Below are 12,222 nucleotides of genomic sequence, written 5' to 3' on the forward strand. Positions count from 1 at the left end.
TTGAATCAATTCGAATAGGGGGAACCGAAGGGACTGACCGGCAGATCCATGGGGCCGTTCATGTCCTCGAAGGTGTAACGCAGATACACGCCACCGGCGACCTGGCGGTAATCGCTGGCATTGTCCACGCCAAGCGTACCGCCGAGGAAGAAGTTCGAACCGAACTTGTATTCGCCGGCCGCGTTCAGGCTGTAGCCGATGCCGGTCTTGTTCTCGCCGGAATAGCGCCCCAGGCCGACTGCCGTGGCATTGGCCTGGTACTCGCTGTGGCCGGGGAAGACGTCGGCGCTGTCCTGGCCGATATGCTGGACACCGATCGAGGACTTGATCCGGTAGGTGAAGCGCTCAGTGCGCTGCGACCAGCTGACCGGCACGCCCAGGGCGAAGAAGGTCTGCGGGCTGAAGTAGCCGCCATGACCGTAGGTGTAGAAATCCTGGTTCTCGGAGTAGCTCAGGGCCGAACCGCTGAGGCCGAGGGTGAGAATGCTGCCCGGCGTGTTGCGCAGGTACCAGTAGACACCGCTGCCCAGCTCGAAGCGATTGTTGTCGTCGACATTGTTGCCCATCAGCCGATGCGCCGAGCCGTAGCCGTAGGCCCCGAACTTCTGGTTGTCGTAGCCCAGTTCACCGCGCACGCCGTTGGCGGTGACGCCGCCCCACTTCTCGCCGGTACGCGGGTCGCGCGAGCCGGCGAACGAGGTCACGCTGTCGGTGACCACACGCCGCGAGGCGCTGACGCCATAGCTGAAGTTGGGGTTGGCGGCGAACGGCCGGTTGAGGCTGGCACCACCGATCGGCGTGCTGTAGGTGAAACCGATCGGGCTCATGCCGATATCGGCCTTGAACCCGTTGTCCTTGTCGCGATAGGCCACGGCCAGGCCGACCCCGCTGTCCTTCTGGCTGCCGACGAGCGCGGTGCCACTGGTGCCGAAGCGGGGCGAACCGTTGGCGCCGGGGCTACCCGAGTACAGGTAGACCGGCGTGACCTGCAGCGCGATGCTCGCCAGGTTCGAGCCGACGGGGAAACTGGCCTCGAACGGCGCCTCGACATCCGTCAGCTTGCCCAGGCCCTTCTCGCTGTTGTTGCTGCGCACGGTGAGGCCCTGGACCACATAACCCGTGCGGTCCTGGAGAATGTCGTTGAGCGCGACCTGGGCCGGGCTCAGGCCGGTGCTCGGTGCCGTATCACGGGCGTAGGTGTCGCGCGAGTACGGATCGCTGAACGGATTGGTACTGCGGCCGCCGACCGAAGCGGCCGGGACGGCCTGGGCCTTGCGCGTGACCGGCTCCGGAATCAGTTGCGGATCACCGGCGCTCAGGCCACTCGACGAACCGTCCACCGGTGGCGGGATCAGTGAAGCCTCGGCCAGCGAGGTGCCCTGGCGCCGCTGTCCGGCCAAGCCGACGAAGGGGTTGGACGATGCGGCGCTGCCACTGGCGACGCCGGCGACATAGGTGTCGACCCGCTGGCCGTTCTCGATCTCGATGGCCTTGCGCAGCAGGCGGCTGGCCTCGCCGGTCTTGCCCATCTCGCGGTAGATCCGCGCCGAGGCGGTGAGGGTCTGCGGCACGCCGGGTTCGAGCGCCAGGGCCTTCTCCACCGAGCGTTCGGCCAGCGAGTAATCGCGGCCCTGCATGGCGATATCGGCCAGGCCCAGCTGCAGCTTGGCATTGCCGGGGTCGGCCTTGATCAGCGGTTCATAGAGATTGCGCGCCTTGTCGACATTGCCGCTGGCGGCATACATGCGTGCCAGCGAGGAAATCGCCAGGCTGTCATTCGGACGCTGCTGCAGGGCCGGCGAGAGCATGTCGTAGGCGGCGACCAGGTCGTTCTTCTGGCGCAGTTCGTCGGCCTGCTTGACCCGGTAGAGAAACACCAGGTCCTCGTAGCGCTTGCTGGCGGTCTCGCTCATCGGCTTGCCCTGCAACTGGCGCAGGATCTCGCTGACCTCGGCATCCTGGTCGGCCTTGAGCAGCACGCCCGCATACAGCAACTGCAGGTCCGGGCTCGGGGCGGACTTGTCCAGCAGATCCCGCATCAGGCTGATGGCCTGGTCCGGGTTGCCGGCTTCGGCATAGGCGCTGGCCAGTATCGCCACGCGCTCGGGCTTGCCGCGGGTCAGCGGCTCGCACCGCCCCAGCAGGCCCCAGGCTTCCTGACGCAGGCCACGCCGGGCGACGTCCACCGCCATCTCGGTCTGCACGTGCAGGCGGATGTCCAGGTCCATCTCGTTCATGTCGGCGCTGCGCCTGGCCGCCGGAATCCGCGACAGGGTGCGCTGGGCCTTGCTCCACTCGCCCAGCTCGGCCGACAGCAGGGTGCTGGTGTAGAGCGCGTCCGGCTGGTCGGGTTGCTGCTTGAGCAGTTCGTCGATCAGGTCGCGAGCGACCTGGGCCTGCCCCTGGCGCAGGTAGACCCGCGCCAGGGCGAAGCGGATCCAGGGATTTTTCGGATCGTCGGCCAGGGCTTCCTTGTAGGCCCTCTGCGCGCCGTTCAGGTCGCCGCGGCGCTCGGCCAGCTTCGCCACCTGGGTGGCACGCAAGGCACGAATACGCACGCTCGACGCCAGGCGGGCCTGCTCGGCCGGCGACAGGCGGTCGATCAGTTGCAACGCTTCGTCGGACTTGCCGGCCCGCGACAACACGCCGATCAGCCCGCTGAGGGCATCGGGGTAGTTCGGATTTCTCGCCAGCACCTGGCGATAGCCGGCCTCGGCGGCGTCAAACTCGCCAGCCTGGGCATACCAGCCGGCCAGTGCCGTCGGCCCGGCGGGCTCGACCGAATCCCGGGCGATGGCCTGTTCGATCAGCTCCCGCGCCTGGGCCTGGCGGCCGCTGCGCTGGGCGTCGTTGGCGCGGTCGAGGAGGATCCAGTAACGCACGTCCTCGAGGGCACTTTTCCACTGCGCGCCGGCGCCGGTCCGGGTCGCCTGCACGAGGTAGTTTTCCGCCTCGCCGAGGCGCTTCTGCTGCTGGCGCAGGATGCCCATGCCCCCCAGGGCGTCGTAGTCGTCAGGCTTGTCCTTGAGGCGAGCCTGCAATTCCTGTTCGGCGGTCGCCAGGTCGCCGGCATCGAGCGCCTTGAGGCCACGGGCGACATGGGGGTCGCGCTGCCAGCCGGAACCCGTGCGGCCTTGGGCGATGCCCTTGTTCATCAGCGCGCGGATCTCGCTGTCGTCCGGGTGCGCCTGCAGGTACTGCTCGAACAGCGACACCTGGTCCCGCGACGGGGGCCCAAGCCAGACCAGGGCGAAGCGCCAGGTCTCGTCGGCGTTGCCGCCGATGTCCGGGTTGTGCGACAGCCGCGCCAGGGCACGGATGCCTTCCGGCCGGCTCTCGGGGTTGCGCGCCAGGTGCAGCGCCAGCCACAGGTCGAGAATCGCGTCGTCCGGACGCTCGCGGCGCAGGCGCTCCAGGCCGACACGGGCCTCGGGCCAGCCGCCGGTGGAGAACCCCAGGGTGTTGTAGTACTCGCGGGCGATCAGGCCCTGCGGCTGGCGGCCCTCGAACAGCTGCCGATAGACCGCGACGGCCTGGTCGCGCTCACCGGCATCGCTCAGTTCGCGGGCCTTTTCCAGCAGCTGCTTTTTTTCCGGCGGGCTCAGGGCGATGTCCTGCTCGAGCTGCAACGCCAGGCGCGGCTGCGGCTTGATCGCCTGCAGGCGGGCCAGGTAGTTCTGCGCATTGGCGATACGCTGGCGTTGCACCTCGATCAGGCCCAGGCCGTACAGCGCATCGGGCTGTTCGGCGTCCAGGTTCAGCAGCCGGGTCCAGGCCTCGGCCGCACGATCGGGTTTTTCCTTGGACTGCCAGTAGTAGCCCTGCTGGATCAGCAACGATTGCGGGCTGCCGCTTTCAGCGGCGAAGCCGCCGCCGGAAGCCAGGGCGGCACAGACCGCCAGGGCTAGGGTTTGCTGGCGCATGCGTCCTCCCAGGATACTTTCACAGTGCCGTCCTTGTTGAACTGATAGCGGTTCTCGCTCCAACCGAGAGAAAACAGGCTCAACATCACATGATAATACTGATGCTGCTGATAGGCCGGGTCAGCCGGGTTGGTGAAATGCGCAATCGCCTGGTCGACCAGCCGCTGTTGCTGGTCCGCCAGCAGCGGCAGGCCCTTGGCCCGCAGGTACGGCACCAGCGACGCCGAGAAACCGTAGGGGCCGATGCCTTCGGTGACACCGGTCAGCACCTGGACCTTCTCCGGCGGCACACCGGTGGACGCGGTGGACTGGGCCATGCCGTCGAGGTTGTCGAGAATCGGCTTGGCCAGCGGGTCGGCCGGCGAAGTCAGGCCGGCCCACAGGTAGGTACGGATCGCGTCATAGCTGCCCAGCGCATTGGTGAACTTGTCCACCACGAACATGCCCTTGTTGACGTCCGTACCGCGATAGCCGACCCAGTCCGGCACAAACCCGAAGCGGTTCATGTTCTTGTCGGCGATCATCTTCGCGGTGCTGTCGGCCACTTCCTTCCAGGGGCCCGACGGCAGCTCCCTGCTGAAGCGGCGCAGCAGCGGAATCGGCGTGTAGCTGGCATTGAAGCGCCACAGCTGATCGGGGTGTTCATAGCCCACCGGCCCCGGCAGGAGCATCTTGCCGAGCCCGGGGATATCGCGGATCAGGGTCTTTTGCACATTGTCCAGGATGCGCTGCGCATCGGCCCGGTAGGCCGGCTTTTTCCACAGCCGATCGGCCTCCAGCAGCGCGTAGGCGAACCACAGGTCGGCATCGCTGGCGGAGTTCCTGTCGATGATGCCCCAGGTGCCGGCAGGCGTCGGCCCCCACAACCAGCCGGGCAGATTCTGCGCGATGTTGGCACCGGCCATGTTGTCCCGGGTCCAGCGCCACAGGGCATCGAAAGTTTCGGGATCATTGGCGATCAGTGCGAAGAACATACCGTAGGACTGGCCCTCGGAACTGCTCTGGTTGGGGTCCATGCTCGAGCCTAGCATGCGCCCGTCTTTCTGCACGAAACGCTCGGCATAGTTCTTCCACAACGGCCAGTTCCGCACGCTGCAGCTCTCGGCGGCCTGCACCGCCACCGGAGCCAGCAGCGCCAGGGACAGCAGCCCACGACCCAACAGACGCCCCATGCCCGTCGAAGCCGGCCTGGCGGCGATAGCGCCAGCAGCCTGTACCGCCCTTTCACTGAAAAACCTACTGCGCATCACACCCACATCCATCGCCTTGCCCAAACTCATGACAAACGCTTCCGTGCCCGGGAACGCAGGAACACGAACAGCAGGAAGCTCACCAGCGCCAGCCCGCAGACGGTCACCAGCAGCATCCACAACAGGTTCTGCGACAGCATCCACTGCATCCGCTTGAACAGGCTCAGGTCGCCGACGTAGTACTGCTCATCGGCCACCAGCGAGGTGATGCGCTTGTCCTGCACCACCGCCAGGCTGCCCTGAATGGTGTCCTTGTACTGGTCACCACCGATCAGCGCGGCCGTGGCATCGGCCAGGCCTTCGGGTTTGCCGCTGGCGATCACCACCACGCTGCGCCCGGACTTGAGCGGCGACTCGAAACCGGCCAGGTAGGTGCTGCTGTTGGCGCCGCTGTAGGTCACCTGCAGCCGCGGCTTGCGCTGGTTGGCCTGCGGGTCGGGGCTGATCCAGTCACGCACGCGCAGGGTCAGGTCGGACAGGCTGAAACGATGGCCCGTGCCTTCGAAACCGGCTGGCAGATGGCTGGCCCACTGCTCCAGCAACGGCTGGTTGGCTCCCGAGGCGAACACCAGCAGGTCCTTGTCGCTGACCGCCTGCACATCCTTGGGCTGCACCACGGTCACCGCGGTCGCCGGGTAGCCGGTGGACTCGCCGAACCGGCCGAGCACCGTCAGGTACGCGCCCCACTCCTGCTGGCCACTGCCGTCCGGCAGTACCACGGCGCTCTGCGACAGATCCGCCAGGCGGGTGAACGGGAAGCCGCTGTCGTTGAACACGCCCAGGTTCGGCAAGGCGATGTAGTGGTTGAAACCGCGCAGGTCGAGGCTCGAATCCGGGTCGATCAGGCCGCGCATGTTGTCGATGATGATGTCGCGGCATTCGCCCTGCTTGATGTAGTCGAACATGAAGCGCAGTTGCAGTTGCGAGCGCGGCGACGCCACGCCCAGCGGCAGCAGCACGCGGGCTTCGCGCGGCAGGCTCTCATCCTTCTTGAGCATCGCCAGCAGGTTGTCGCCGCCGTCGAGGCTCTTGAGCGACGGCAATGGCATCGACTTCATGAAGTTGTTGTTCAGGCTCACCAGCAACGAGGAATTCGCCGACTCCTGTTGCGGGGTGTAGCGGTACTTCAGGTCCAGCGGCACACCGGCCTCGCGCCAGTTGAACAGGTCCGGCGGCAGGCGTACGGGAATGGTGATATTGCCGGGGTTGTAACCGGACACGCTGAGCTGCTTGATGTCGACCAGCTCACCCAGGCGTACCGGGCGATCGGACGGCAGCCAGTTCGGTGCGTCGTAGGGCTGGCGTGGGCTCAGCGGACCGAGGTGATCGATCACCACGCTGCTGCCTACCAGCGCCTTGCTGCCCATGGCCACCGCATTGGCGGCCAGCTTGAGTTCCGCGGCATCGCGACCGGCAACGATCAGCAGCTTGCCACGCGGATCGTTCGGGTTGGCCTGCAGGGTGACGGTCGCCCCTTTCAGTTCCGGGATCTGCAGGCTGCCCAGTTGCACGGCTTCCTTGCTTTCGACCAGGACGATGGCGTTGCCCTGCTGGGGAATCTGGCCCAGGACGCTGGTGAAGCTGGCCCCACGGTAGGACGCCAGTGCGCCCATCCACGACGACAGCGCGCCCGCGGCTTCGAGGGTGGCGTTATCCGGTTGCCGGGCAAACACGAACGGCAGGTTGAGCTGGCTCGCATCGCGACGGTCGAAGAACGGCAACGGCAGGATCGACAGGTCGTCCTTGAGCGGGATCGGCGAAACGCTGAGCTTGAGCTCGGAACCGACGTTGATCTTGGCCCACAGGCTGCTGTGCTGGGGGTCCTCGCACTGCATGGTGTAGTGCCCGATGAATTGCAGGCGCAGACGGTTGAACTCGGTGATCAGGTGCGGCGGGATATTCACCACCTGCTGCTGGGGCTGGCCGGCACCTTCCTTTGGCAGCGCCAGGCTGGCGGCGACTTCGTCGTTGACCAGCACGTTGATCTGCGACAGGTCGGCCAGCAGAGCCGGCGAATAGCTGTAGCTGAGCACCAGTTGCGCGCCATTGACCACCTCATCGGCGCGGATGTTGAAGTTCACCGCGTCGGAGGCCTCGACCCCCTGCAGGTTCATGGTGTCCAGGCGCCCCAATTGCTTGAGGGTCAGTTCACGGGTGTAGCTGTCGGCTGGTGGCTGCTCCGCGACAGCGGGCGCGACGGCCGTGGCTGCCGCCGGGCTGGCCACGGCCGTGTTGGCCGCCGCAGCCGCGTCGGCGTAAGCCATGTGAATCATTGCACCCAGGCACAGCACCGACGAAGCCAGGCGCATGAATGGGTGACGTGGGCAGCAGGTGGTGCTGCGATACGAGGATTTCATGGTCATGACTTGTCCATAAGAGGGTCGAGCGATTTCGAATTGGCAGATCTTGCAGCCAGGCGGTCACGAACCTGCAACACAGTGGCCTTGATCAGGGCGCCCATGCCGACCACACCGATGGCACTGACCTCGCGCAGGGCCGACAGTGGCGTATCGACCTTGCCGCTGCCCCAACTGGCGGCCCAGGTGTCGGCGCGGGAGAAAGTCATGCGCACCAGTTCGCTTTGCTGGCGCAGGGTCAACGGGTCGAACAGCGCCCCGAGGTACTGGCCCTTGCTGAACACCACCGTAGTATCGAATTGGCTGGTTTGCGAATTGCGGAACAGCGACACGCGAATGCGTTCACCGGCGGCCACCGTGGTGCCCTCCGGCAATTTGAGGCCGAGGCCGCGCTGGGAGAAGTCCTGGGTCATGCCGTAGACCTCGGTGCCATCGGCCAGCCCGATCTTGACCGGCAGTTCGGCACGGACCCGCGGTTCGGAACGGACCTGGCGGGTTTCGGAGGCCACCGCGACCGCGGCGCTGGTGATGATCAGGTTGTAGAGCGTCCAGACGCAGTTGATCAGCACGGTGATCTCGGTGTCGGGCTCGCCCCAGATGAGCTGCCAGATGCCGCACAGCAGCCCGATCAGGTTCAGCGCCAGCAGCACGATGTACGGCCGTGCCAATTTCCAGTCGAAATATTCCTTGTCGATGATGCCGCCCTTGTCGGTGACGTTGAAGCCACCGAACCTGGGGTTGACCAGCGCCATCAGCACAGGCGGCATGATGTACCAGGCCAGTACCGTCTCGTACACCTCGTTCCAGAACGAATGCCGGAAGCGCCCCTGGATGCAGGAGTTGGTCAGGTTGGAATGGAACAGGTGCGGCAAGGCGTAGGCGGTGATCATCAATGCCGAGGCATGGAAGATCTGCGCGCCGAAAATCAGGTAGGCCAACGGTGCGGTGAGGAACACCAGCCGCGGCAGGCCGTAGAAGAAGTGCAGCATGGCGTTGGCATAGCAGATGCGCTGGCCCAGGTTCAGGCCCTTGCCCATCAGCGGGTTGTCGACCCGGAAGATCTGCGCCATGCCGCGTGCCCAGCGGATCCGCTGGCTGATGTGGCGCGACAGGCTTTCGGTCGCCAGCCCCGCTGCCTGGGGAATCGCCAGGTAGGCGGTGTTGTAGCCGGCACGGTTGAGCTTGAGGGCGGTGTGGGCGTCCTCGGTGACGGTCTCGACCGCCACCCCGCCGATCTCCTCCAGCGGCTTGCGCCGCAGAATCGCGCAGGAACCGCAGAAGAAGGTGGCGTTCCACAGGTCGTTGCCGTCCTGCACCAGGCCATAGAACAGCTCGCCCTCGTTGGGCACGGCGCGGAAGGTGTTGAGGTTCTTCTCGAACGGGTCCGGGGAAAAGAAGAAATGCGGCGTCTGCAGCATCGCCAGCTTCGAATCCTTGAGGAACCAGCCCATGCCGATCTGCAGGAAGGAACGGGTCGGCACATGGTCGGCGTCGAACATGGCGATGTATTCGCCGTCGGTCACCTTGAGCGCTTCGTTGAGGTTGCCGGCCTTGGCGTGGAAGTTGTTGTCACGGGTGATGTAGTTGACCCCGATGCTGGAGCAGAACCGGCGGAACTCCTCGCGACGACCATCGTCGAGCACGTGGACACGCAGCTTGTCCTTCGGCCAGTCCATCGCCTGGGCGGCGAAGATGCTCAGCTTCACGATGTTCAGCGCTTCGTTGTAGGTGGGTATGAACACATCCACCGTCGGCCAGTCGCTCGGATCGCCGGCCAGCAGCACCGGGCGACGACGCAGCGGCCAGGCGGTCTGCACGTAGCCGAAGATCAGCACCACCAGCGCATAGAACTCGGCCAGGACCAGGCCGTAGCCGAAGAGAATGTCCAGCCAGCCTTCGAAACCCAGGGTGTCGGTCAGGCGCCAGTACAGGTAGCGCAGGGAGGCCACCAGCGACAGCACGATCAGTGCCAGGACCGGAAAGCGACCGGGCACCCGCTTGATCAGCAGGGCCGAACCGAAGCACAGCGACGCGAACAGGCACTGCGTATACAGGTCCAGTGGGGCACTGATGATGCCCACCAGCAACAGGCAGGCGCTGAGCGCCCCGACCCCGATCAGCGTACGACGCAAGGCGCTCGGCCACTGCTTGACGCGGGCCAGCCAGGCATTGAGGCGCAACTCTGAGCGCCCCGGGATCTGGGGCGTGAAATTGGGATCGATGGTCATGACAGATGAGACTCTTGCGTACCTTGTACGAGCAGTTCACACAACGAACCGGCCACGTCGAGAATGTCCTGACAGCCTCGGGTCGTCGGGATGTGCGCCAGCGGATTACGCTCGTAGGCCAACGCTTCGCCGAGGCAGTGGTCCTGACGGATCACGCCCAACAACTGTTTATCGGCTTTTCTTTTCAATACTTCACACACATCGAGGCTGAACTGGCGCGAAGTATCCAACTGGTTGATGACATACCTGCACTGCAGCGGGATCTGCCGTTGCCGGTAGGGCGCCAGCAGGCGGTCCATCTGCTCCAGGCTGGCATAGGACGCGGCATCGGCGAGCGTGACCACCACGGCGACATCGGCAATCGCCAGCGCCTGGGCCAGGTAGGTCGTAGCCCCGGAGGGGGTATCGATGATCACGGTGTCCTGTTCGCCCAACCCCAGTTCGGCCAGGTGCCGGGCCAGCCAGGTGGGATCGGCGCGCAGGCCGCTTTCGAAATTCACCCGCTCCTCTTCACTCACCAGGCCGTAGGCCAGGCAGTGGCAGGCCGAGAAACCGTCACGCAACACACGCCGCCAGTCCTGCTGCTGATAGTCCTGGGCAACGCCCGGCCACTGGTCGTTGCCGCCCAGGTGCAGGCACAGGGCATTCTGCGGGTCGAGGTCAAGGGCCAGGGTACGGCCATCGGCACGCTTGATCGCACTCGCCAGGGCCGCGGCCAGGGTACTCTTGCCGACGCCGCCCTTGGCCGAGACCACGGCAATGACCTTGGCTTTCAGCACCGGCTGCCCGCCGGCCTGGGCAGGGACATGGGTGGCACTTGCCTGGCGCTGCTGCTCGATTTCCGCCAGCAGGCGGCTCAGGGAGGTCGCGGTTGCCGCGGCGGCGGCGGCAACCGGAATCGGTACCGCAACGGCGGCCGGCGGCACGGCCGGAGCCGGAACGGGGTCCGCCGACGGCACGTCATCGGCCGCAACCGGGGTGGCACTTTGCGTCTCGTCGGGAACGGGGAGCGAAGGCCTGATCGGGGTTACCGGGGCCACCGGCTGCAATGTGTCCAGGGCCGCGATCAGTTGGCTCGCCGTCTCCTCGGCATAATCATAGGACGGCTCGATTTCGAGATAGCTTTCCGCACTGCCCCCGAATCTTTTGAACAGATTCGCGATATCGTCAGAACGATGCATGCAGGTGTCCCTTTGCGCAATAAGAATTCAAAACCAGCATCCAAAGGGACAAGCACCCACCCTGGTTGTACAGCGTCCATTATTCCCGACTGCTTCCCCTACAGGTAGTAGCAATATGATGGTGTCATTATTTTGCTGTCTAATTGATTTTATTCAGTACGATCAGGTGGTCAGCCAATATTTTGGCGAACAACTTTGAAACATGTCGAACAACCTGCAAACCCTGCCGTTGAGCCGTCCGCTCGCCTGTTGATCCGTGACAATGGCGCGCCGGTCCAATAGATTAAGCGCCCAAAAATGCCGCGGCATTTTGAGCCTTACCCCCTGTTAAATGAAATAGCGAAATTTCGATGCCTGACTCTCATACCGATGAAGCCGTAACCTCCTTGTCCGCCAAGCACGAATACGAAAACGCGATCAACCTTTCCCAGCATGTGGCCCAGGCCAAGACCATCAGTGAAATGGTGCTCGACGCCTTCCAGACGTCCAAGGAAAGCGAGGAAATCCGCGAGTTGCGCGCCCAGATCCGCCAGGCGCACGACCGTTTCGACGACGACAGAGCCTACGAACTCATGGGCCAGCTCAAGCAGCTCAAGGATGCCGAAGCCGCGGACCTCGCCGCGCTGGAAGACCTGGGCACGAAATATCCGATCACCCGGATCCTGTCCAGCTACAAGGACGACCCGGCCTTCCAGCAACTGGTCTATGGCCTGGCCCTGAAGGTCCTGAACCAGACCCACCAGGCGATCACCAACCCGAACGCCGGCAAGGGCAAATCGTCGCGGGCGAAGAAGGAAGCCGAAGTGTTCGTCATCAGCAAGGACGGCACCAGCGTCAATTTCCCGTTGCGCACCCCGCGCACCAAGGCCAACGCCGACCGTGAAGCGTTCGAATTCCTCGGCTTCGCCTTCGCCGGCCATGGCGACCTGGCCGAACTGCTGAACGAAACCTTTGTGGATAACGAGGGCAACGAACAGCCGGCGACCCGCAGGAACATCGTCACCGCGATTCAGCAGCAGACGGCGTTTGCCGGGTACAGCGTGGTTCAGCAGTAAGGAAGACTCGCTCGCCAGCGTGGGGCAGGAGCCCAAAGCCCGCTGCGCCTGGGCTGGCAGCACTTCAGTTCCGCCAGGACTTTCGCCCAGGCACAAAAAAACCCGCCGAAGCGGGTTCTTTTTTTGACCTGCCCAACATCCTGTCGGTAGCCATCCTGGCCAGGTCGATCTTCCTTGATCCTGCGCACATCCGTATGCAGCAGTGATGGGTGTAGATTAGGGCAACGA

At 64.7% G+C, this 12,222-nt stretch carries 6 protein-coding genes; 1 reads left to right on the forward strand and 5 read right to left on the reverse strand.

Annotation, left to right across the window (positions count from 1 at the left end; translation table 11 throughout):
- Nucleotides 1-5 precede the first annotated feature (5 nt).
- The 5 genes from ACM62G_RS06570 to bcsQ all read right to left on the reverse strand — a co-directional run bounded on the left by ACM62G_RS06570 (nt 6) and on the right by bcsQ (nt 10,939).
- A complete protein-coding gene (locus ACM62G_RS06570) occupies nt 6-3,923 on the reverse strand; it encodes a cellulose synthase subunit BcsC-related outer membrane protein (protein ID WP_419736895.1) in 3,918 nt (1,305 codons plus the stop codon).
- Complete coding sequence (gene bcsZ, locus ACM62G_RS06575; protein ID WP_054058146.1) at nt 3,905-5,095, reverse strand: cellulose synthase complex periplasmic endoglucanase BcsZ; 1,191 nt, start codon at nt 5,093-5,095, stop codon at nt 3,905-3,907. Before bcsZ ends, ACM62G_RS06570 begins: the two co-directional genes overlap by 19 nt.
- Nucleotides 5,096-5,199: 104 nt before the next feature.
- Complete coding sequence (gene bcsB, locus ACM62G_RS06580; RefSeq protein ID WP_419736896.1) at nt 5,200-7,536, reverse strand: cellulose biosynthesis cyclic di-GMP-binding regulatory protein BcsB; 2,337 nt, start codon at nt 7,534-7,536, stop codon at nt 5,200-5,202.
- The gene (gene bcsA, locus ACM62G_RS06585; protein ID WP_273825522.1) at nt 7,533-9,758 is read right to left on the reverse strand and encodes a UDP-forming cellulose synthase catalytic subunit; all 2,226 of its coding nucleotides are present in this window, start codon (nt 9,756-9,758) and stop codon (nt 7,533-7,535) included. Before bcsA ends, bcsB begins: the two co-directional genes overlap by 4 nt.
- Nucleotides 9,755-10,939 carry a cellulose biosynthesis protein BcsQ gene (gene bcsQ / locus ACM62G_RS06590; protein WP_419736897.1) on the reverse strand — a complete coding sequence of 395 codons (1,185 nt, stop codon included), beginning with the start codon at nt 10,937-10,939 and terminating at the stop codon, nt 9,755-9,757. Before bcsQ ends, bcsA begins: the two co-directional genes overlap by 4 nt.
- A 350-nt stretch (nt 10,940-11,289) precedes the next feature.
- Here bcsQ and ACM62G_RS06595 point away from each other — a divergent pair, with 350 nt between their 5' ends.
- A complete protein-coding gene (locus ACM62G_RS06595; protein WP_273825518.1) occupies nt 11,290-11,994 on the forward strand; it encodes a hypothetical protein in 705 nt (234 codons plus the stop codon).
- Nucleotides 11,995-12,222 lie beyond the last annotated feature (228 nt).

The sequence above is a fragment of the Pseudomonas sp. COR18 genome (genome assembly GCF_048568395.1).
Classification (GTDB): Bacteria; Pseudomonadota; Gammaproteobacteria; order Pseudomonadales; family Pseudomonadaceae; genus Aquipseudomonas; species Aquipseudomonas fuscovaginae_B.